Genomic DNA, 21,872 nt, shown 5'->3' with positions numbered 1-21,872 from the left:
AGGAGAGAACCGTGACTGTCACCTCCCCGAATTTCGATGCCCACGATATGGACGACGACCTGTCGCCGAAGTGGTGGAACCGACGCATCCGTACCCGCGCTCAGGTGACCGAGATCGCCGTGATGCTCGGCGCGATGTCGATCGTCTCGTTCTGGGCCGCCGGGCTCGGCATCGCCGCCGGGATCATCGCCGTCGCCGCCGCGCTGTGGGCCGACCGCACCCCCGACCTCACCGGGGAGCGTGCCGAACGCACCGACACGGCGTTGGCCATCGGCACCGGAATTCTCGGCATCATCGTCGGCGTGGGCTTCCTTGCGATGGTGTTGTAGAGCGACTTCGTCGCACGTGAGCGGAACCTCGTAGCCCGCTACGAGTTTCTATGCACGACGACGGTGAACGAACATTCTGGAGACCGGTCGACCGCACAGCGGTCGGCCGGTTTCGTCGTTTCGAAGCGAATTCCTGGAGTATCTGCGACGGTCCGTTGCACTAACTCGGTTTATGTGTGACGCTGTGTTGCGTACACATTCTTCGTACATATTGTTCGGACGCAGGCGGAAGGAACACCATGACTGCAGTCGACGACTCTCGGACGGTCTACCGAGACACCTTGCATGCGCTGTCGACGGCATCGGTGCATCAGCACTTCGACGCCTTCCTCGACATTCCGTGGGACGAGCCCGAGTACGCGATCGTTCCCAACGATCCGCGCTGGGTGCTGCCCGACGCGGACCCGCTCGGTCACACCGACTGGTACAAGTCACTTCCCCTGGACCGGCAGATCCACATCGGCATGTATCGCCAGGCCAGCATGGTCAAGGTGGGATTGCAGTTCGAGCAGATCCTCATCAGCGGCCTCATGCACTACGCCCTGACGTTGCCCAACGACTCACCCGAATTCCGGTACTCGACGCACGAGGCCACCGAAGAGTGCCACCACACCCAGATGTTCCAGGAACTGGTGAACCGCATCGGCATCGACGTGCCAGGCGGGCCCGCATGGTTCCGCAAGATCGTGCCGGTGCTCGCACTGTTCGCCAGCCGATCTGCGCCGTTCGGATTCTTCGTCGGCGTCCTCGCGGGAGAAGAGCCGATCGACCACATGCAGAAGGGCGTTCTGCGTGCCGGGAGCGTCGGACACCCACTGGTCCAGCGCGTGATGCAGATTCACATCGCCGAGGAAGCCCGCCACATCGGCTTCGCGCATCAGTTCCTGCAGTACAAGGCTCCCCGCCTCGGCCCCTTCGAGAAGGCATCGATCTCGATCCTGACGCCGGTCATCATGCGACTGCTGTGCGACGTCATCATGAAACCGAGCAAGCAGATGCGACGCGACCTCGACATCCCCGACGAGGTAGTGGACGCCGTGTGGTGGAACAGTGACTCATCACGAAAGATATTGCGCGACACCTTCGGTGACGTACGGATGCTTGCCGGCGAATTGGGACTGATGAACCGAGTGTCCCGACGCGTGTGGCGTGCCCTCGGTATCGACGGACGGCCGTCGCGCTACCGCAGTGAGCCGTCGTTCGGCTGAGCTTCTCGGGCGGTGTCGAGAGGGACGGTTTCGAGAGGGACCTGGGGAATGGCGATGCCGCGGGAGGCACCGAGTCCCTTGACCTGGAGCCAGATGGTGTCGGCCAGGAACGTGGCGAAATGGTCCAGGCCGGTGCGTGATTCGGTCTGCCCGCTCCAACTGCGTACCGCGCCCATGCACCCGGAGACCAGTCCTGCCACCCACGGCCGTACCAGCGACCAGTCGTCGGCGGTCAGGTCCGCGTGCACGATCGCGAGGAACGCGGCAACGCTCGCTTCCAGCTGCTCGGCCAGCATCGCATTGGTTTCTTCGAGGGGAGTGGGCGAGTCGGCGCTGACATCCTGTTCGACGAAACGCGTCCACGCGGGATGTTCGGCAACCCATCGCACGTAGGTGCTCACCGTGCGATGAACCACATCGCGTGGGGTGCCGGTCAACTCGAACGAGGTAACCAGGGCGGCCGTCAACTGGTCGCAGATGGCCCGCTGAATGGCGGTGTCCAGGTCGGTGCGATCTCGAAAATGACGGTAGAGCCCGGTGCGATGGACCCCGGCCTCCGCGGAAATCTGAGCGGTGGTGAGCCGTTCACCGGGTGCGATATCGCGGGCCAGCACCGTCATGGCGGCCGCGATGATATGGCGTCGACGATCGGTGTTGTGCTGTTCCCAACGCCGCTTACGGCCATCGGACTTGGGGCGTGACCCACCGTCGCTCATGCTGCATGTTCTCACGTCCGCACTGGCCGGGAGTGCAATGCCTCGGCACCGCTCCTACGCTGGCACCATGACCGACCGTCGTGCTCGAAGTCCCCGGACGCGCACCGGTTGCCATCGGAAGCGCCACGAGCACCGCGGACGAATTGCGCGCCGAGCTCGACGGCTATCTCGGTGTTTCCAGCCAGGCCGGTCGACCCTGACACCAAAGGTTTTCGTGGATCGTCACGGGGTGCGCTTACGTAGTGCGAACAGGACACCCGATGCACCGACCGCGACGACGACGACCGCAACGATCCAGATCGGGAAGCCGCTGTTGTCCTCGACCACCTCGGTGTCCTGAGGTGCGGCCTGTGCGGCCTCGTTGGTGAAGTCGAGGTTCGTGGTCGGCGGTGTTGTCGCCGCCGGGGATGCCTGGGTGAGCTGGAACGGGACACTGCCGGTGATCGGATGCCCGTCGGCCGAGACCACTCGATAGCCGATGGTGTACTCGCCTGCCGAGCCGAGGCCGTCGAGATCGACCGTCACCGTGCTGCCGTCGACAGCGGGATCCGATGCTGCCCAATCGATCCCGTCGGGCGCGATGACGGTGACGGTGGCGAAGTTCGACTGCACCGCCTGATTGAACGTCAAGGTCACCTCGTCCGGCGCGGCGTCGAGCGCGGCGTTCTCGGCAGGATTGCTCGACTGGAGAGCTGCGTGCGCGGACGCGGGAGCGATCGACAGCGCCGTCGCGGCGAGAACAGTGGCTGCAATAACGGCCAGGCGTTTCATCGAGTGCTTCCTTGCTATTCGTGTGGAGGTTCGCCGGTTACCTTGTGGTCGGCGAAATTGAGGCCCTCCCGCACGAGACGGGCGAGGTGGCCGTCGGCCAAGCGGTAGATGACGTTGCGGCCCTCGCGTCGGGTCTCGACGAGTCCGGTGAATCGGAGTTTGGCCAGATGCTGGCTGACGGCGGTACGCGAGGTTCCGGTGGCTGTGGTGAGTGCGCTGACGTCCGCGGGACCGCGATCGAGCAGCCAGAGGATGTGGAGTCGAGTGGGATCGGACAGCATTCGAAAGGTGTCACTGGCAGTCGCCAGGCGGGCGGAGTCGGGTTGGACGGCATGGTCGAGACTGATGCGCGGTTCCTTCTTCGGTGGCATCGAACGTCTTCTCCCTACGCGGAGACGACGACCGGATCACGGGAGCGACTCCACAGGCGTGCTGCGGACAGTCCCGCAAGTGTAGCCAAGCCGGTGAGCACTGCCGCCGCGGTGAACTGTCCGAATTGTGCCCCCACCCAGCCTGCGACCGGATACGTGATCAGAAACGCCGCATGAGACAGCGAGAACTGCGCGGTGAAGATCGACGTTCGAGTTCTCTCGTCGGATTCACGACGCAGAATTCTCGCCGACGGCGTGTTGATCATCGAGGTTCCGATGCCCAATATCGACCATGTGGTGGCGAGAGCAATCCAGGCCGCCGGCCCTCCGCTCAGGGTCGAGACTGCCGTTGCCGCGGCGGTTCCCGCGACGGCTACTGCGGCACCGGTCAGCATGAGGCGGTGGTCGCTAGTAGATCCGAGGGCTCGCGGGATGCACAGTGCTGCGACCATCGAGCCGGCACCGTAGAAACCGAGCGCGATGGCCAGTGAGCTGCTTCCACCTCCGAACAGATCGCGAACGTAGACCACGGAGTTGACGGTCACCAGCGCCGTGGCTGCGGCAACCACCGTGTTCAATGCCATCAAGCCCTGCAGCTCATGGCTTTTCGTGAACGTCCTGATTCCGTCGGTCGGCCTGCTGCGTTCGGCCGCAACGTACTTCGGCAGACGAGTCCCGATCACCATCACCGCGGAGACGACAAAGCCCAGTGCCGTCCCGGCGAACAGGGTGTGAAAGCTGATCACCGTCAACAGTGCGGCCGCGATCAACGGGCTCACCAGGGATTCGAGGTCGTAAGCGAGACGGGACAGCGTCAATGCGCGGGTGTACTGGTGTGTGTCCGGAACGACCGCAGGGATGACCGCTTGGAAGGTGGGCGTGAAGGTCGCCGACGCCGCCTGCAGAACGAAGATCAGGACGTAGATCTGCCACACCTGATCGATGAAGGGCAATGCCACCGCGGTGAGTGCCCGCACGGCATCCGCGGTGACGAGTACGAGCTTGCGGGGGAGCGCGTTCGTCAACGACGAAACAATAGGTGCGACAAAGACATACGCGATCATCTTGATCGCCAGTGCGGTGCCGAGGACCGCTCCGGCGGAGCTGCCGGCGATGTCGTAGGCGAGTAGGCCCAGGGCCACCGTCAGCAGCCCAGTGCCGATCAGCGCGACGACCTGCGCCGTGAAGAGGCGTCGGAATGCGAGGTTGGCGAGAAGCATGGGTCCAACGTACACATATGTGCGCACTTGCGCACGCATGTGAGTTGATGCGTGCTTCTTACAGGCCAAGTGCGAATACTTTCGGTACCGTTGCGAGGTCGGCGTCGCAAATGAGGTGGGTCATGACCGTCATGCGTAATTCATCGAACGAGGTGATGCGCCGCGCCGTCGATCAGTTGCCGTCGATGATCGGCTATTGGGACTCCGGCCTTCACAACGTCTTTGCCAACAAGGTGTATGCGGACTACTTCGGCATCGAGCCGTCGGTTCTGGTCGGTAAGCACATCAGTGAACTGCTCGGGGAGGCGCTGTATCAACTGAACTTGCCGTACATCACCGCTGCGCTCGGCGGTGAACAGCAGCAGTTCGACCGGACGCTCATCGACGTCAACGGCGCTGTGCGCGTCACGCAGGCCACCTACGTCCCCGACATCGTCGACGGCACCGTCGTCGGATTCACCGCGTTGGTCGTCGACGTCAGCGCCCGCGCCGAGATCGAACGGGAGCGCGATCGCGCGATACGACTGTTTCGAATCACGATGGAGAACGCCCCGATCGGCAAAGCTGTGATGACCCGCGACGGACGATGGCTCCAGGTGAACAAAGCTCTGTGCGAACTACTCGGCTACACCGCAGAAGAACTGCAGCACAAAACTTTTCGTGACATCACCCATCCCGACGACATCCCCCTCGCCGACGAACATCTGAAGGGACTGGCCGACGGGACTCTGACGAACGTGGCGTCGGAGAAGCGGTACATCCGCAAGGACGGTGCCACCATCTGGGTGCAGCGCAACGCGACCGTGGTGCGCGACGACGAATCCGGCGACGTGATCATCGCGCAGATCCAGGACATCACCGCACGCAAGGCCGCCGAAGCAAGACTCGAACGACAGGCGCTGATCGACGACCTCACCTCGCTGGGAAATCGTCGACGACTGATGACCGAGCTGAACAGTCTCAGAGACAAGTCCATCGATCGGCCGGTCGGAATGCTCTTCGTGGACGTCGACGCGTTCAAATCCATCAACGACAGATTCGGGCACGCAGTGGGCGATCGCGTGCTCGCCGCCATCGGACGTCGCATCCTCGACAACGTGCGCGCGGACGATGTGGCCTGCCGCATCGGTGGAGACGAATTCGTCGCCCTGCTGCACACTGCCCGATCGGCCGAAGGAGTCGAACGCCTCGCCGACCGAGTCCGCGGCCTCCTCGCCGGTACCTACGACATCGACGGCGCAGACATCCCGGTATCGGTGAGCGTCGGATGGAGTTGGGAACCGACCACCGACCCGGACCAACTGCTGCGAATCGCAGACGAACGAATGTACTTGTCCAAGCGCGCCTGAGATCCGGATCAATGTGGGTGCCAGTCGGTCAGAGTGCAACAGAGTCGCATTCATCCGCAGGCGGGGTGCGTGGCCGGTGGGGTGCGGGGTGCGGGGTGCGTGGTGCGGCGGGGTGCGGGTGCGGGGTGGGGTCTTTCGCAAACGCGCGCGCGTTTGTCAGACGCGAGGGGAATAGGCCCGAATCGGACGCGATCTTGCGCGCGTTCAGCAAACGCGCGCGCGTTTGCGGAGGCGGTCACGACGTCAGATCGATCTCGGTTCCCACTCCGGCGGCACGGGCGCGCTGGATCACCAATTCTGCGACCGCAAGATCCTCGAGTCCGATCCCGGTGGAGTCGAACAGCGTGATCTCCGCGTCGGTCGATCGTCCGGTCTTCCGGCCGGTGATGACGTCGCCGAGTTCGGTATCGAAGTGCCTCTCGTCGACGGCACCCTCGGCGATCGCCAGCAGCGCATCACCGGACTTGGACAGCGCTGTCGCAGTGCTGTCGACCACCACCCTCGACCGCGCCATGGCGTCGCCGTCGACCTCGCGTTCGCCCGGACGCGGCGCGGCTCCGACGACATTGAGGTGAGTGCCCGCATTCAACCACGCGCCGAGCAGGATCGGAGTGATCGACGGGGTGAGCGTGCAGACGATATGGGATTGCCGCACAACATCTTCGACCGACACGGCATGTTCGATCTTCAGATCCAGGTCCGCGATGCTGTCACGAAACCGTTCCACGGTATCCGCGGATCGAGACCAGACGACGACGCTCTCGAGATCGCGTACGCCGTGTAGCGCACGAACGTGTTCGACGGCCAAGTTACCGGCGCCGACGACGCCCACGACGGAACTGTCGGCACGTGCGAGGTGCGCGGTGGCCACGGCACTGGCGGCAGCCGTACGAATCGCCGTGATCGCCCGGCCGTCGAGTACTGCGACGCACTCGCCGGTGCGAGTCGACGTCACCAACATGGTCGAGCGCTGCCGGGGAAGGCCGCGTGCGCGGTTCCCCGGCAGGTCCGACAACACCTTCACCACTGCAAGCTCAGCGGTGCCGGACTGCGCCACCATAGGGATGATCCGACCGTCCTCGGTCCCGTCCATCGACGGCGGAGCCGGATTCTGAGCGCTACCCGTGGACAGCTCGGCCAAGGCGCGCTCCACCGCACCGAACACTGCCGTGCGGTCGAGCAGCGACGAGATCTCCGAATGGCGCAGTACCAGTGTCATGGTCAGCCGACAGACGTGAGCTCGGCTGCGTCGACGACGCGAGAAGTGACCAGGTCTGCGAACGCCGGTGCCGAGCGAACCATGCCTTCTTCCTGCAGTATTCGCATCCAGCGGTCACTGGCATCGCCGTCGATACGGACGGTGTCCCAGGTTTGCGACTGCTGAATTCTGGTGCATGCCGCAGAGAGCGTTGGCATTGCGATGTTCGGCCAGTGCTCGGCAAGCAGCGGTTCCAGCTCGGTCACCGGGGTGGCCTTGACTGTCGCCATAGCGGCGTCGAGACCCGTCGCGAACTTCACCAGACGCTCTTCGAGTTCCTCGAAACGGTCTGTGCGGCAGTAGTACACGCTGTTCGGTCCGAGTCCACCGACCTCGGCGTATTCGACGACGATGTGCCCGGTGCCGCGATCGGACATGATCTGGGCGGTCGTGATGTCGAGAATGATCGCATCGCCCAGGCCGTCCTCGAACAGTTCGACGAACATCGGCGTCGACAAATCTCGCAAGAAGGTGGTGCGAGACGAGTCGACTCCACTCTCGCGCATCATGCCTGCGGTGATTGCGTACGGTGCACTACCGCCGATTCCCGGAGCCAGCACGGTCTTTCCGGTCAGCATCGACCAGTCGAATCCATCCGGTGTCGGTTCCCGCATGACGAGGGCTTTGGGGAACTGGTGATTGAGCTGCGCAAAGACGGTGAGCTGTCGTGATGTGCCCCAGTACATTCCGGGGACCCACAGACCGCCGAGAGCGATGTCGGCTTCGCCGCTGGCGAGGTCGTCGAGCACGCCGGTCCACGGATCGCATGCCTTCGCATGGACGGACAGGCCGTTGTCTGCGAAAAGTCCTGCGTGATCGGCGTAGTACTCGGGAAGGTAGTTCAGTCCGTGCGCGGTAGCGGAGATGGACAGGAAGTCGGTCATGGTGTTCTCTTCTTTCTTTCGTGATACGGCTCTGAATTACGCTGCTACGAAATCCTTTTCGTTCACCGCCTCCAACGATCGGCCGAAGGTCTCCGGGCCGAACTTCGCGGCGACGACGAGGAGGACGTACATGCCGGCGATCATCATGAAGACCCCAGCAACACCGGCGATATCGAAGAAGAACAGTGCGGCGAACGGCATGACGGCTCCGGCGACATTGCCGATTCCGTTGACCACCGAGGTGCCCATGCCGCGGATGGACGTGGGGAACAGTTCGGGTGTCCATACCGAGAGCATCGTGTTGAGCATCATCGTGAAGAACTGGAAGATTGCGCCGAGGATCAAGATGGTGGCAACGCTGTTCGCCAGGGTTGCGAAGGCGATGGCGGAGATGCAACCGAGAGTCGCAGCGGTCATGACGGTGGGGCGTCGACGGACGCGTCCGGCCAGATAGCATGCGGCACAGGCACCGAACAGGCTGCCGATGTTCATGATCATCGTGAACAACAGTGAGTCGGTGAGGGAATAACCGCGGGAGACCAACAGGATCGGCATCAGGAACAGCAGCGTGACCTGAGCACCGAAGGACATCCACGACGCGGCTCCGACGGCGGCTGTGCGGCGCAAGTTCTGTCCCTTGAAGACCTCGGCGTACGACGTCTTCTCGGTGCTGGGCAGAATGTCCTCGGCAGTGACGAATTGCTTTGTCGGTCCGGGGTTTCGGAGACCGGAGATGGAGCCGCTGGCCAGCCGAGTCAGGCTGCGATTGGCCTCGTCGACCCTGCCCTTGGACATCAGGAACCGAGGAGACTCGGGCAGATAGCGACGGAAGAAGACCACCAGTACTGCCGGCAACGCGAGGATGACGTAGGTCCAGCGCCACGAGGTGTCGTCGCCTCCGAGCATGCCACCGAGCGGGCCGAGTACCAGCATGAAGAAGCCGAAGGAGGCGATATTGCCGATGCCGCCGGACGAGATGTTGAGCGTCGCCAGCAATGAGCCGCGGTGTCGGGTTGCAACGAGTTCGGCGAGAATGGCCAAGCCGACAGTGAATTCGCCGCCGAGGCCGATGCCGACGATGAAGCGGCTGGCGAGCAACATTTCGTAGCTCACGGCCGCGGCGCTGATCAGGCCACCGAGCGTGTAGACGAGAAGGTTGAGGCTCAACGCAGTTCGGCGACCCCAGCGGTCTGCGATGTATCCGCCGACGAGGCGTCCCACGAGACCGCCGATCACGGTGGCTGTGTTGATGAGTGTCAATTGGGCGTTACCGATTCCGAGAGATTCCTTGATGAGCGGTCCCATCGCGCCGGTCGAGTTCTGCTCCAGGCTGTCGAAGAACAGACCGGCCATCAGCAGCAGGATCACTGCACCTTGCACTCGGGTGAAGCCGATGCGATCGAGCGCATTGGTCAGTCCTGATGCGGGTGGCGGTGTGGGTTCGTTCGGGGGGATGGGGGTAGGTGGGACGGATTCCGAGGTAGAGGCAGACATGGTGTGCTCCAGCGGGCTGGCAGGCACCGGCAACGGATGTTTCCGGTGAGTCGCCTCTCGTAACTCTCCGAAACGACTGCCTAATTTGTATACAAAAAGTGTGTCATTTCAGTTATCTCCCGCTACGAACATGTTAAGGACTGGATATATCCATCGAATCGTATACGACTTTGCGCTTCAGGCCTCGCCTGGGGCGTTGGTCTCGTCACGTCGGAGATGTTCGTCCATCAAAAAACCGGCTTGTACGGGTGAACCGTTGAGGATTGCCGCAGCCAGGGCCGCGTGATCGTGGACGGACGCGCCCGGATCGTGGCCGAGACCCCAGGCCACCCGGCGATTGACCCCGGCCAGCATCTCGCGCAGTTGATCGTTGCCTGCCGCGATCGCGACCAGGTCGTGAAACGGTCGGGTCGTGTCCGCGGTGGGGGACTGTGCCCGGGCCTGCTCGACTACTGCGGTGAGTTCATCCGCCACCGAGCCGCCCCTGTTCTTGGCGGCGAGCTGAGCGGCCAACACCTCCAGCCCGTGTCGAACTTCGAGGAGTTCCTTGTTCTCCTTGTGCAGCGTTGTCGAGACCGTCGCACCTCGATAGCGAACGATGGTGACGAAACCTTCGGCCTGGAGCTGGGCGAGCGCTTCCCGCACCGGTACCCGAGAGACGCCGAAAGCCTTGGCTATCGACTCCTCGACCAACCGCTCACCGCCGACGCGACGGCCGGACAGAATCTCCTCACGCAACGTCTGAGCAATGATGCCGCCCGAAGATTCGCCGTCTGGATTCACGAGGCGAGTCTAGATCGGATCGACGGCGACACCGATCCGGTCGCCGCAGTCAGTCCAGACGGTTGAACCATCCTCCGCCGCGTAGTCCTGCTCCACCCAACCCGTTGGGATTTCGCCTACCTGTCCACAACCGCTCGACCTTCTCGGACACTGCAACGATGTGATCGCCGTCGAGGGTGACGACTGCTTCCGATACATCGAGCCCGGGGATAGCGGTAACGAATCGCAGAGGACCCGGCGGAGGGATCGGAACGAGGAGCACGCTGGCCTGCAACGAACCCGCCCCTGAATATGAATCTCGGACCTCCATCAGAACCCTGTCGGGTGCCGGACGATCTAATGCCACGGTTCGACCGTCTGCGAACTCGACCCCGAACAACACCGACGTCCGTGTGCCCGGATGGTGCGCAAAGTCAGGCTCGCCCAGAACCAGATCCACGTCCAGTTCGGGGGTGAGAACGGATACGGAAAACATGAGGCCGAACGAGTAGACGCGAATGTTGGACAGCCACGCCACCGCCTTCTCTGTTCTGTTCAGGTCGGGTGACTCGGCCAGCACGGTCGGTCGCTCGCTGCGGAGGGCTTCGTCCGTTGTCGAGTATTCGTATGGCATCTCGGCTCCCTCGAATCTCGTCGGCCCGGATGAATCGTGCAGAACGGTCGACCTAGGTCCGTTGGTCGTGCTTGTACGCAAGATAGAGGTACAGAACTCCGGTGATCGCGCCGCCCAGGCATCCGACCGCGATGTCGAGGGGAATCGATCCGAAACTCGCTACCAGTCGAGCCAGGAGAAATCCGACCGCCACTGCGGGAACCAATGCGAGAGCGTTGATGTAGTCGCTGCGAGTGGCCCCGCCCTTCTTGCTCATCGGGCCGGTCATCACGTACTCGCGAAACGTTCGCTGGTTCGACACGTCGATCCTTCTGTGGTGCAGTCGGTACCGTAACAATATACCGAGCGGTCGACTTTGTCCGATTCGAGTGAGAGACAGGGACGCAATGCGCGCGGTGATCTTCCTGGTGGTACTGGGCGTTGTGTACAAGTGGCCGATGTTCGGAGACAGTCCTGGTGAATGGTCGGCACTGTCACAGGGCATCGCTTTCGGAGCGATCGTGAGTACGGTCGCGACACCCGCGGGCTGGAGGGCCATCCGCCGCATCAGAAGTCGACTCGACGGGACCTATCGCTCGAATCCTGAAGTCCCCGAATGAAATCGGGTGTACCGACCGCGTTGAGTGCGTTCAGATGCACCCAACTCGATTGGTGCTACCCGTTGCGAGCGTGATCTCCGGGAGGCACACTTTTGGAATGGAGGGTGAACCGAATCGGTGGTCGGATAGTCAGGCGGTGCTGGCTATTGTCAACGAGTACTTTCGTAGCCTCGACGATCGTGAGCTCGACGCCGAGCATCTCCGTCGTATTTTCGGTGACGATGGCCGGATCGTTCGGCCGGACGACACCACCACCATCGGTCCCGAAGAGATCGGGCGGACGCACACACACAACTTCTCACGGTTCGAGGCCACCCAGCACCTCGTCACCGGTCACACCATCACGATCGAGGAAGATCGTGCCCAGTTTCGAGCGAACTTGGTGGCCTTACATATCTGGAAGGATCGACCGAAGGGCAACCTCGACGATTGCGCATTCACTGCGGGAGGTGTGGTGACCGCGGCCCTCGACCGGACTTCCAATGGTTGGCGGATTTCGACACTGCACCTCCGTGTCGTCTGGCGAACAGGTCACTTCGGCGACATGAGGCCATCGCACTGAGGCGTGACCTCCGGGTGTCGAAAGGCAACCGGACTTTCAGCTCGCAAGCCTGAATTCTCTACTCGATTCGATAGCTTCATCGACTCGCTTCCGAAAACGGGTGGCAGGCCAGCGACGCTGCTTGCTACCGTCGGGGCATGCATTTGATCTTCGAGTGACGGACTACGTAAGCATCACCGAGCGCCGGGAATACCGGCGTCTGTTGGTGCCGTCGTTCTGGGACCGTCGTGGTCCAGTCCCGTCAACTCAGGCGCACTTATTGTGGTGCGCTTGCTCTTTGGAGATCCAATGTCACATTCAACAGCTGTCTCTGCGCGCTCCGACGCTCAACTCATTGCCTCGAACATCACTGTCGCCTTCGGAGGATCGACTGTATTGAGCGGTGTCGACATCGCGGTGACTGCCGCATCGCGGTGGGCGATCGTGGGCGAGAACGGGTGCGGCAAGTCAACCCTCCTGAACGTCCTGGCCGGAAGGCTGACGCCGGATTCCGGCTGCGTGTCATGCGTCGGAACTGTCGGAGTGGCCGAGCAAGAAATGGTGACCACCGATGAACGAACAGTGGGTGAGGTGCTTCGAGAATCCGTCGCCGATTCGATTGTGGCTTTGACAAATCTCGATGTCGCCGCGGAGGAACTCGCTCTTGGCGTCGGAAGAGCCGAGCAGAGGTACTCCACAGCATTGGAGCGAGTCGAGTCTCTCGATGCGTGGGACGCCGAGCGGCGGGTGCATATCGCTCTCGATGGCCTCGGCGCAGTGAGCGAAAGATCTCGGCTACTGACCGAACTGTCTGTCGGACAACGTTATCGTGTGAGACTGGCGTGTCTACTCGGAGGAAATCACGATTTCTTGCTGCTCGACGAGCCGACCAATCACCTCGACCGAGCGGGCCTCGACTATCTGACAGACCGACTTCGAGCTCGTACAGGCGGCGTCGTAGTGGTCAGCCACGACCGTGCGCTGATCTCCGATGTAGCGCAACATATTCTGGACCTCGACCCGACGCCGGACGGCAGGCCACGCATCTACGGGGACGGATACGACGGCTATCGCGCCGGGCGCGCTGCCGAGCTGGTCAGGTGGGACCAGGAGCATCGACAGCAGTTGGCGGAGACGGCGAGACTGCGCGAGGATCTGAGCAAGGCGCAGAACAGGCTCGTCGGCAGTTGGAGACCCGACAAGGGCACGAGCAAGCATCAACGTGCCACGCGCGCAGGTGGTCTCGTTCGGAACGTGCAACGCCGGCAGCAAGATTTGGAATCTCAGCTGCTGCCCGTTCCGGAACCCCCCTCAGCGGTTGAGGTTTCCGGAGATCGCTGCAGCATCCGGTTCTTCCCTGTTGATTGCGGATGATGTCGCAGTCGATGGTCGGCTGAATGGGCCGGTGGCGTTGAACCTGAAGGCGGGCGGCAAGCAGGTGGTGACCGGCCCCAACGGGTCGGGAAAGTCCACACTGCTGTCCGTGCTGGCGGGTGAGCTGGATCCGACGGCTGGGCAGGTTCGGGCTTCTCGTGCTGCGCGAGTAGTGCTGCTGCGGCAGGAGTCCGTACTACCTCCAGAATGTTCAGCAGGGCAGTACTTCCGGTCCTGTGCGGGCATGAAGGTCTCGTTGTCTTCGCTCGGTCTGTTGCGATCGAGGGAGGCGAACAAGCGAATCGGGGAGCTCTCGATGGGTCAACAGCGTCGACTCGATCTGGCGCTCGCACTGGCTCGCCGCCCACACGTCCTGTTGCTCGACGAGCCGACGAATCACCTGTCCATCGCTTTGGTGGACGAATTGACCCAGGCATTGCACGCAACCGACGCGGCGGTGGTTGTCTCCACCCACGATAGACAGATGCGTCGGGATCTGAGCGACTGGAATGTTCTTGATCTCGAGGGTGAACGATAGATGCGGGGCCGGGTACTCCGACTCACGCGCACGCGTCGGGGCCGTCGAAAGCGCCCACGAATCCGCAAGCGAAGGCGCGGGAGACCTTCCATTCGTTTTCCCAACGGACGAAGGGAATCGGACCGACTGGATAGGGCTCCATATTTCCGAAATGCCCTTGCCCACTAGCGTTGACGGCGTCCGGACCGGCGGGTTCGACCGTCGTGAATTCGATGTGTTGCGGATCGGGTTGGGCACCCCATGCGCGTGCGAGTGACACGTTGTGTTCGACGGGTCCGTCGAACAGACGAGCCCGATGGTCCTCCCGTACACCGTAATTCAGGCTTGCAGCGAGAAGTTCGGTCAGTTGCTCTGCGGTGGGAACAGTGTCGGTGACCGGCTGAGGGGGAGGGGAGAACTGGGTCGAACGAACCGAGGCCACCGGAACTCGGGGTTCATCGACTTCGGCAGGCGCGCAGGCACAGACCATCATCGCGAGAGCGATAGCAGTAACTCCGACGCTTCTCATCCGCTCAGTATGTACCGATTGTCGTGCCACCACTGCTTATTTCCAATGCAATCGGCCGTCGACGACGGCAGGAGTTTGACCGTCGAAGACTGTGTCGGTCTCGAGGCTATCGGCCAAGTCCGTCAACATCGCGCTCAACGATGGCCACTTGGGGCCTGCGCCGTCGGCGTCGACCTTCTGGAACTCTGTGACGCAGCCATGGAGAGGGCCCCACCGAGCGTCGACGAACAGCAGGTAGCCGTCTGCTCCCGCGAACGGAATGAATTCAGGCAAGTAGGTTCCGACGTACTGTCCAGCTGACGTCCCGACCTGAGGTTCGGCACCCATCTCGGCGTCGATCTCGCCCCAGATGTCGAGCTCGAGCTGACGTTCGCTGACGGTGCGGTCGACATCGAACAGCTCGTGCATAGGAAAGATCGAAACCCAGTTTTCGCGGGGGAAGCCATTGACCAGACGGAAGAACGACGTCAATTCCTCGGGCCACAGGCCGCCGGTTGAGCGCATTGCGTCCTGAATCTGTTCGTCTGTGGCACCGGCGATCGAGACGGACGCGAGGTTGCCTCTGAGCCACTGGGAGATTCGGTCCCATTGTTCCGCGACGGACCCCGACTGAATGGGGGACGCGGGTTGATGCGGAGCGGGGTTCACGACTCCGGCGTCGTACTCGGTTTGCTGCTGTATGCGTCGTCGGAGGTCATCTTCGCTCGCGGTACTGCTGCCGTCGGCGGTCGACACCCCCTCGCCGTCGCCGATTCGATAGTTCCGCGCGGGGCCGAGCTGAGTGCCGTCGTCCGCGTGCGTCAGTTCGCGGCCGGTCTGTATCGCCTGCGCTACGGCCTCGTCCCAATCTGCTGATTCGCCAGTACGAATGGTGCTGCTGATGGTCTCGGCACTGCGGGCCGACACGAACCACTTCATCGAGGTTGTTCTCCTTTTGGTGCGACCGAGGTGCTCACGAGGTAGGGCGACGCGAATCCGACAGACGGCTGTTGTGTCCGGAGGTGATGACGATGACTGGAACTGCAACTGGCACAACGAGGGTCGCACAGGTGGCCATGATCGACGGCCAGGGCGCAGTGTAATTCCACGTCGCTTCGAGGACTATCAACGTAGCGACGACGACGACGGCTTGCGCTCGCACCCGAAGAGCTGTGACGTTCATAGGAGATGCAACCGCGAATTTACCGATGATCGCCGGCAAGTAGTGGCCTTCGTTCGCGTGCGACAGTTGCCTGGTCGCGACCGTCATCATCACCGCACCGAGCGCAGCGACCAGAAGACCGACAAACAGCATGCTCGGTACGATACGCGACGGAGGGCTTTAGACTTCCAGGATGACGAAAGCACTCGACAGTCAGCGACGCAAAGCCCCGTCCTGGTTGCGTGAGACGGCCATACTCGTTGTCGTCGCGCTTGTGCTGAGTGTCTTGCTGCAAACGTTCGTCGGTCGGGTGTACTTGATCCCGTCCCAGTCCATGGAGCCCACGCTGCATGGGTGTCCGGGGTGTACAGGTGATCGAATCGTGGTGGACAAGATCACCTTTCGCTTCGGTGATCCGCAGCCCGGTGATGTGGTGGTGTTCAAGGCACCGACGTCGTCGTGGAACGTCGGCTACACCTCGACGCGATCGACCAACCCGATCGCCAAGGCTTTGCAAGACGTGGGTTCGTGGGCCGGACTGGTCGCGCCCGACGAGAACGATCTGGTCAAACGAGTCATCGCAACCGGCGGGCAAACCGTCCAGTGTTGCGACTCCCAGGGTCGCGTCGAAGTAGACGGGCGGCCACTCGACGAGCCGTACGTCGTCATGGACTTCCCGTTCGTCGCGAACACGCTCACGTGCGAGACCACGCCGCAATCCGGTCGCTGCTTCGGCCCGGTGACCGTACCGTCTGGCAATCTCTGGGTGATGGGCGACAATCGAAGCGGCTCAGCAGATTCCAGATCTCATGCCAGGGATGAACTGGGTGGCACCGTTCCGGTCGACGATGTCATCGGAAAGGCGCGTCTGATCGTGTTGCCACCCTCGCGCTGGGGAACCATCGATTCGCCGTCGATTCAACAACACTGAGCGAGACGGCTGGCCCGACTTCAGTTCTGAACCGTAGGTCGCAGAGTGATGTCGCCGATCTCGACATCCTGCGGTTGTTCGATCGCAAAGGCGATGGCCCGGGCGACGGCGTCCGGAGCGATCGCGAACTCGGACATGTTGCGGTGGATCTGGTCTCGGACTTCGGCGTCGTCGATATGGTCGGCCAATTCGGTTCGGACATACCCGGGTGAGATGGATGTGGTGCGCAGAACCCCGTCCGTCGACTCCTGCCGGAGTCCTTCGAGGAGCGTGCGGACGGCATTCTTGGTCCCCGCATACACCGCCTGGGTCGGAACAATTTTCAGACCCGACGTCGAAATGGTCGTCACCAGGTGCCCACTACCCTGCTTGCGGAAGGTGGGCAGTGCCGCGGCAATCCCATGCAGGACTCCTCGTAGGTTCACATCGATCATGGTGGCCCACCCGTCGACATCGAGATCGGCCATCGGGCTGGTTCTGGCCACCCCGGCGTTGCTGACCAGTACATCGAGCCGGCCGAACGTGGCGACACTGTGTTCGACGAGACCGACGAGATCTTCACGGCGGACAACATCGACCGTCAGCATGCTCGCACGTCCTCCGCGTGCACGAATGTCCTCGACGATGTCGCTCAGCCGGTCGGTTCGTCGGGCACCGAGCACCACCGCAGCACCGCGCTCGGCCAACAGTCGTGCGGTTGCTTCCCCGATGCCGCTGCTTGCGCCGGTGATGGCTACTACCTTGTCGCTGAGATCGCCCATGTCGAGACCTTTCGGTTAAAATGGACACGTGTCCGCTTGCTCTCGAAGCGTACCGGACAGGTGTCCACTTAGGGGATGGAGTTTCGTGAACAGCGAGGAAGTACGTCGCGCCGATGCGGTCGACAATCGATCGCGGCTCATCGCTGCGGCCCGAAGGATCATTGCCGAGTCCGACGATTTCAAGCTCAATGCGGTCGCCAAGAGTGCAGGCGTGGGGCAAGGAACGTTGTATCGACACTTCCCCACCCGAGAGGCGTTGCTGTCGGAGGTCTATCGGAGTGACGTCGAGGAGTTGGTCGCGGCCGCCCCGAGGCTGCTTGCCGACCACCCGCCGATCGACGCGCTTCGTCTGTGGTTTGCCCGCGTCGCCGAGTATGCCGAGATCAAGCGTGGAGTCTTGGCTGCCGTCGAAGATGCTGTGTGGCAGGGCTTGTCGGCGCACAGTCTGGGGCCGATCGGTGATGCGGTCACGGTCTTGCTCGACGCCGGTCAGACCGACGGGTCCATCCGGCCCGACGTCGACGCGCGCGATGTCATCCTGCTCATCGGGTATCTCACCCGTCTCGACGCCGGTGAATGGGACCAGCGTGCACGCCATCTACTGGAAATTGTTCTCGACGGGTTGCGGACCCCTCACACTCGCTGATCGCTCAGGTGGGGTGTGGAAACGGCTCAGAACCCGAGATCGCGGTTGCGACGCTCACGCTCGATGCGACGCTGTTCTTCGGCCCGTTCTCGGCAGCGACGCAGAAACTCGGCGTCGGCTTCAGGATTCTGTGCAGCTTGTCGCCCGGGCCGCGTCTCGTATTCCGGGAACTCGGAGTTGGTTGCCCTCCGGTAGCCGGAGCCGCCGCCTGGACCTCCCCAGATTCCACCCCCAACCGGGCGTCCCGCGAACAGCCAGGCCAGCGATCCTGCAAACGGTAGAAACACCACGAGCAGCAGCCAGACGATCTTGGGGAGATACCGGACCCCGCCGTCATCGGCAGTGATCACGTCGATCAGGCAGAACACCCACAGCAGCATCACCAGCAAACCGACGTACGGCATTCGATCCTCCACGCTCGAGACCATCCGGTCTGTTGTATCGAGGATCGTAGCGGGAGAATCGTGAATTCGACAGTGGAAGAGCACGGCCCGGGCGAAAAGTATTCGCTGGCCGAGTGCGTTGTCCCCTGCTACCTTCTGTGCGACGTACGAGACGAAGGAGGCGGTAACCGTGAACGCAGTACCGATATGGGTGCTCCTTCGGAGTGACACGATCTGACAGCAGGTCGGTCCGGGAGCGCCGTTGATCAGCTCTCCCGAAAGGCACGACCATGCACTTCACGTCCGAACAACGTCTCGATGATCACGTTCTCGAACGCAAGTTCACACTCGGCGACATTCCCGGGATCCTGTGGACTCCGGTATTCCACACTGTTCCAACACCTTTGATTCTCGTCGGCCATCCCGGTGGTCTCGATATGATGTATTCGCGTCTTGCCGCACGGGCGCGACACGCGGTGACCGCAGGTTACGCCGCAGCAACCCTCGAACTACCGGGCAGCGGGATGCGTCCGCGATCTGTCGTCGCCGAGCAGGCGCGAGCAGATCTGCGCCGAGCAGTCGGAGCCGGCGAACCGGTCACCGACGACATCATCGATCGACTCGTCCTTCCGCTGGTCGAGCAGGCGGTACCTGAGTTGCAGGCTGCTCTCGATTCGTTGCTCACTGCTCCGGAAGTTATTGGACCTGTCGGCTATTCGGGAGGTGTGATGGCCATCGGTGTTCGACTCGCCGCCGTTGAGCCACGAGTCGCGGCTGCGCTGCTGTTCGCCGGTAGCTATGTCCCCCGCGCCACCTTCGACGAGGCGAAGCAGGTGAGCGTTCCGCTGCAGGTTCTTCTGCAATGGGACGACGAAGGAAACGACAGGAACATGGCGTTGAATTTGTTCGACGCTTTCGGCTCGACCCAAAAAACGTTGCACGCCAATATGGGTGGGCATACCGGTGTCCCGTACTTCGAAAGCGATGATGCAAACCGATTCTTCGACCGGCACCTGAAGTAGCTCCTTTCGGCGGGGTGCGACTGTAAGGTTTGCGATCATGTCGATGACGTGGCCACAGGTTCGGGGACTCAGCTACAGCACGATGGGCAGGTCCGTTCGTGCAGAAATTTACGGACCAGGCGATTACTCGCTGAGAGTGTGGCATACGCCGAAATCGCTGTGGCGACACGAAAAACTTTCGGGTGAGGTCACGTTCGTCGAGAACGACTCCGACCAATATCGCGTCGCAGACGACGGCGTGATGGTGCATTCCGAAAAGTCACCGCACCGGATGATGTCGACCATGGGCGGCGGTCCGGGACGGCTGTTGCACGCGTACGCGCGGTGGCCTCACGTGGAGGCGCATTCCGGGCGAGAATCGGTTGAGGCGATCACTGCACCTCGTCGAGTGGAAGTTCGTGGCCGTGTGGGTTGGGAGGTCAAGATTCATGATCCCTCCAACGGACAGGAAGACACGTACGTTATCGACGCAGTCCTGGGCATCGCCCTGTCATGGAGACGTGATTCGGCCTGGTTCGAGCTGGCGAACCCGGTTCTGGACGAGGATTTCGATCCGTCGATCTTCGTGTGGTCCGGTCCGATCCGTGAACAGGCCGACGAGGCTGTTCCAACAGGGCAAGCAAAGCGCGAGGCTGAACTCCGTGAATTGGCTGGCATGCCTCAACCGGTCATCACCTGGCTCCCCATGCGGATTACCAACCAACCACAGAGCGGAGACGTGCGTACCGGCGCACTCGATCTGCACGTCACAGGTCAGTTCGTACAGATGCTGCTTCGTCAGTGGATCACCGAACTCGGTGAACCGCAATTGGATTGGTCCGTTCAGAACATGCCGGCCGTGTATCGGGCGGACAACGGGCCGTGGACCTACGAGATTCGGGGGTTCACGTCCATGTCGCCCGAGGACTGCGAGCGCATCATCGCATCCATCGAGACGCCAGATCCACCGAGTAGCTCGGTCGATCAAATCCGACAAACCCTGGAGCGGGACGAAGATGAGCGACGCCGGTCGGAACTGGATGCGGTGATCGGCACCGACCGCACGCTGGACGACTACCTCGACGACCAGGGAGGCATCTCACTGCTGATACGCACGGACTTCAGCGACGACATCGCATGGCGCGAGCTGGTGGCGTCCGTTACGGCACCCGGTAGCGGGGACGAGACGGACTTCTATGTCAACCTGACGTGCATCGATAATGAGCGGTACGACGGTCTGACGATCGATGCCCTTCTGGCGTCGATCGGTGAGAGCCCCATCTATTACGTCTTTCTCGCGGACCACCAGACGATCACCGATCCCGAGAGCCCGATCGTGGTAGTCGACACCGGACCCGAAGAGTCGGGTCATCAACCTGGACAGTCATTCCGAGTAGTTCTGTCCGAGATCGCGTCGATCGAGAACAATCTGTCCATCGCGAACATGGATTTCGAGGACTTCTCCGAGAACACAGACGACGACGGAGTGTTCCGAGGATTCGGAGGGTAGGGCCGTCGCTGTCCGCCGCCGGTTCACTGACCCGCGCAGCATCTCCGATTTGGATCGTTACCGATCTCGGGCGAGGACGTCGTATGCCTCGAGTGGTAATTCTCGGAGGAACCCCAATCCTGCGACGCGTCGACACCCGTCCAATTCGACTGTGATGCGGGCAGTTCCGGAACCATCGGGCCGACGCAGGTCGGCCCAGGCGAACCGTGTAGCCGGAGTCGAGCATGGCTGCGCGACGGGTGCGTCGGCGATGTAGCCGAGCAATTCGATGCTGTCCGGCCGGTCGAGGGTGAAGGACGTTCCAGGGACGGTCCCGTACTCGGTCGGCAGGGCAGAGGAGCGGTCGAACACCGGGTACGTGCAGATCTGCAGAAATCCGACATCGTCTGTGGGTGCAACCAAAGCAGGAGGAACCATAAGATCGCCTGCGCGTTGACGCTCGACTGCACTAGCGACGTGAGCGTCGGAGGTCTCGTAAAATTCCCCGGTCGTAGCTGGGCCCGAACACAAGGTCGCGTAGTCGTGGTCGTATCCGGTGGGATAGACGGATCGAGAGACTTCGTCCAGGTCGTTCAACACACGCAGCGGTTCGTCTCGTAGCCCGCACGGTTCGGCAGGCCAGGCAGGGCGAAACGCTCGACCCGATGCGTCGACGAACCACAGTCCGGCGGGTGCTCGGACCTCGTATGCACAGCTCGCTGTGATGCCGCTCGCGAAACGTTTCGAGGGGACTGCAAACGCGCCCATCGCGGCGTCGACGTCCCCGCGGAGACGCGCCGAATCCAACGTCAGAACGTTATCGGTGCTGAGCGCCCGTTCGCATCTGAGCACTTCGACCGGCTCGAAATATCGCGGGGGATAGCCAGGCGTAGGGGCATCGACAGTGACGTTCGGATCCCACGACGCAGAGCCGCCCAGTGCGGCAACGATGTCCTCGGCCATA

The 21,872-nt window shown here is 62.2% G+C and carries 24 protein-coding genes and 1 pseudogene; 9 read left to right on the top strand and 16 right to left on the bottom strand.

Annotation, left to right across the window (positions count from 1 at the left end; all coding sequences use genetic code 11):
• Positions 1-11: 11 nt before the first annotated feature.
• Together BH93_RS24165 and BH93_RS24160 are read left to right on the top strand one after the other, a co-directional pair.
• Positions 12-329 carry a hypothetical protein gene (locus BH93_RS24165; RefSeq protein ID WP_155290911.1) on the top strand — a complete coding sequence of 106 codons (318 nt, stop codon included), beginning with the start codon at positions 12-14 and terminating at the stop codon, positions 327-329.
• A 239-nt stretch (positions 330-568) separates the two neighbouring features.
• A complete protein-coding gene (locus BH93_RS24160) occupies positions 569-1,537 on the top strand; it encodes an AurF N-oxygenase family protein (protein WP_037173010.1) in 969 nt (322 codons plus the stop codon).
• On the opposite strand, the gene BH93_RS24155 is transcribed toward BH93_RS24160, so the two are convergent.
• The 4 genes from BH93_RS24155 to BH93_RS24140 form a co-directional block, all read right to left on the bottom strand.
• Positions 1,510-2,253 (bottom strand): TetR/AcrR family transcriptional regulator, encoded by a 744-nt coding sequence (locus BH93_RS24155; protein ID WP_080738986.1) that lies wholly within the window; start codon positions 2,251-2,253, stop codon positions 1,510-1,512. The genes BH93_RS24160 and BH93_RS24155 overlap by 28 nt on opposite strands.
• 222 nt (positions 2,254-2,475) lie before the next feature.
• Positions 2,476-3,024 carry a copper resistance CopC family protein gene (locus BH93_RS24150; protein WP_037173008.1) on the bottom strand — a complete coding sequence of 183 codons (549 nt, stop codon included), beginning with the start codon at positions 3,022-3,024 and terminating at the stop codon, positions 2,476-2,478.
• 14 nt (positions 3,025-3,038) lie between these two features.
• Complete coding sequence (locus tag BH93_RS24145; protein WP_032376110.1) at positions 3,039-3,395, bottom strand: ArsR/SmtB family transcription factor; 357 nt, start codon at positions 3,393-3,395, stop codon at positions 3,039-3,041.
• A gap of 14 nt (positions 3,396-3,409) precedes the next feature.
• Positions 3,410-4,615 carry an MFS transporter gene (locus BH93_RS24140; RefSeq protein WP_037172999.1) on the bottom strand — a complete coding sequence of 402 codons (1,206 nt, stop codon included), beginning with the start codon at positions 4,613-4,615 and terminating at the stop codon, positions 3,410-3,412.
• Positions 4,616-4,737: 122 nt separating this feature from the next.
• Between BH93_RS24140 and BH93_RS24135 the strand changes: the two genes are divergently transcribed.
• On the top strand, positions 4,738-5,964 hold the full coding sequence (locus BH93_RS24135) for a sensor domain-containing protein (protein ID WP_165712837.1): 1,227 nt from the start codon (positions 4,738-4,740) through the stop codon (positions 5,962-5,964).
• 235 nt (positions 5,965-6,199) lie between these two features.
• Here the strand turns inward: BH93_RS24135 and BH93_RS24130 are convergent, their stop codons facing one another.
• From BH93_RS24130 to BH93_RS24105, 6 genes are all read right to left on the bottom strand, one after another.
• Positions 6,200-7,183 carry an ornithine cyclodeaminase family protein gene (locus BH93_RS24130; RefSeq protein WP_037172997.1) on the bottom strand — a complete coding sequence of 328 codons (984 nt, stop codon included), beginning with the start codon at positions 7,181-7,183 and terminating at the stop codon, positions 6,200-6,202.
• A gap of 2 nt (positions 7,184-7,185) precedes the next feature.
• Positions 7,186-8,106: an ABC transporter substrate-binding protein gene (locus BH93_RS24125; RefSeq protein WP_037172996.1), complete on the bottom strand. Its 921-nt coding sequence runs from the start codon at positions 8,104-8,106 to the stop codon at positions 7,186-7,188.
• Positions 8,107-8,142: 36 nt separating this feature from the next.
• The gene (locus tag BH93_RS24120) at positions 8,143-9,600 is read right to left on the bottom strand and encodes an MFS transporter (protein WP_197914482.1); all 1,458 of its coding nucleotides are present in this window, start codon (positions 9,598-9,600) and stop codon (positions 8,143-8,145) included.
• 177 nt (positions 9,601-9,777) lie between these two features.
• On the bottom strand, positions 9,778-10,383 hold the full coding sequence (locus tag BH93_RS24115) for a GntR family transcriptional regulator (RefSeq protein ID WP_052064998.1): 606 nt from the start codon (positions 10,381-10,383) through the stop codon (positions 9,778-9,780).
• Positions 10,384-10,432: 49 nt separating this feature from the next.
• Complete coding sequence (locus BH93_RS24110) at positions 10,433-10,996, bottom strand: hypothetical protein (RefSeq protein ID WP_037172995.1); 564 nt, start codon at positions 10,994-10,996, stop codon at positions 10,433-10,435.
• A 52-nt stretch (positions 10,997-11,048) separates the two neighbouring features.
• Positions 11,049-11,297, bottom strand: a complete 249-nt coding sequence (locus BH93_RS24105) for a hypothetical protein (RefSeq protein ID WP_037172993.1) — start codon at positions 11,295-11,297, stop codon at positions 11,049-11,051.
• A 434-nt stretch (positions 11,298-11,731) separates the two neighbouring features.
• On the opposite strand from BH93_RS24105, the gene BH93_RS24100 reads away from it, so the two are divergent.
• The gene (locus tag BH93_RS24100) at positions 11,732-12,157 is read left to right on the top strand and encodes a nuclear transport factor 2 family protein (protein ID WP_052064997.1); all 426 of its coding nucleotides are present in this window, start codon (positions 11,732-11,734) and stop codon (positions 12,155-12,157) included.
• A 288-nt stretch (positions 12,158-12,445) separates the two neighbouring features.
• A pseudogene (locus tag BH93_RS28065) lies at positions 12,446-14,048 on the top strand (ABC-F family ATP-binding cassette domain-containing protein).
• A 22-nt stretch (positions 14,049-14,070) separates the two neighbouring features.
• Here BH93_RS28065 and BH93_RS24090 read toward each other — a convergent pair.
• Genes BH93_RS24090 through BH93_RS24080 form a run of 3 tightly spaced genes read right to left on the bottom strand, consistent with a single transcriptional unit; the run spans position 14,071 to position 15,850 of the window.
• A complete protein-coding gene (locus BH93_RS24090; protein ID WP_037172991.1) occupies positions 14,071-14,556 on the bottom strand; it encodes a hypothetical protein in 486 nt (161 codons plus the stop codon).
• 36 nt (positions 14,557-14,592) lie between these two features.
• Complete coding sequence (locus BH93_RS24085) at positions 14,593-15,474, bottom strand: hypothetical protein (protein WP_037172990.1); 882 nt, start codon at positions 15,472-15,474, stop codon at positions 14,593-14,595.
• Between the two features lie 34 nt (positions 15,475-15,508).
• Entirely contained in the window at positions 15,509-15,850 is a 342-nt protein-coding gene (locus tag BH93_RS24080) for a hypothetical protein (RefSeq protein WP_037172989.1), read from the bottom strand.
• Between the two features lie 40 nt (positions 15,851-15,890).
• Here BH93_RS24080 and lepB point away from each other — a divergent pair, with 40 nt between their 5' ends.
• Positions 15,891-16,628, top strand: a complete 738-nt coding sequence (gene lepB, locus BH93_RS24075) for a signal peptidase I (protein WP_037172988.1) — start codon at positions 15,891-15,893, stop codon at positions 16,626-16,628.
• 20 nt (positions 16,629-16,648) lie between these two features.
• Here the strand turns inward: lepB and BH93_RS24070 are convergent, their stop codons facing one another.
• A complete protein-coding gene (locus BH93_RS24070; protein ID WP_037172981.1) occupies positions 16,649-17,389 on the bottom strand; it encodes an SDR family oxidoreductase in 741 nt (246 codons plus the stop codon).
• 85 nt (positions 17,390-17,474) lie between these two features.
• Here BH93_RS24070 and BH93_RS24065 point away from each other — a divergent pair, with 85 nt between their 5' ends.
• Positions 17,475-18,035 (top strand): TetR/AcrR family transcriptional regulator, encoded by a 561-nt coding sequence (locus tag BH93_RS24065; RefSeq protein ID WP_037172980.1) that lies wholly within the window; start codon positions 17,475-17,477, stop codon positions 18,033-18,035.
• A 26-nt stretch (positions 18,036-18,061) separates the two neighbouring features.
• Here BH93_RS24065 and BH93_RS24060 read toward each other — a convergent pair whose 3' ends face one another.
• Positions 18,062-18,439: a PLD nuclease N-terminal domain-containing protein gene (locus BH93_RS24060; RefSeq protein ID WP_032376442.1), complete on the bottom strand. Its 378-nt coding sequence runs from the start codon at positions 18,437-18,439 to the stop codon at positions 18,062-18,064.
• A gap of 269 nt (positions 18,440-18,708) precedes the next feature.
• Between BH93_RS24060 and BH93_RS24055 the strand changes: the two genes are divergently transcribed.
• Positions 18,709-19,440, top strand: coding sequence for a dienelactone hydrolase family protein (locus BH93_RS24055; protein ID WP_037172978.1), 732 nt, complete (start codon positions 18,709-18,711; stop codon positions 19,438-19,440).
• 37 nt (positions 19,441-19,477) lie between these two features.
• Entirely contained in the window at positions 19,478-20,929 is a 1,452-nt protein-coding gene (locus BH93_RS24050; protein WP_052064996.1) for a DUF6924 domain-containing protein, read from the top strand.
• A 57-nt stretch (positions 20,930-20,986) separates the two neighbouring features.
• Here BH93_RS24050 and BH93_RS24045 read toward each other — a convergent pair whose 3' ends face one another.
• Positions 20,987-21,871, bottom strand: a complete 885-nt coding sequence (locus tag BH93_RS24045) for a hypothetical protein (protein WP_052064995.1) — start codon at positions 21,869-21,871, stop codon at positions 20,987-20,989.
• Position 21,872 lies beyond the last annotated feature (1 nt).

It is taken from the genome of Rhodococcoides fascians A25f, from assembly GCF_000760935.2.
Lineage (GTDB): Bacteria > Actinomycetota > Actinomycetes > Mycobacteriales > Mycobacteriaceae > Rhodococcoides.
This window is presented reverse-complemented; position numbering and strand designations above follow the sequence as displayed.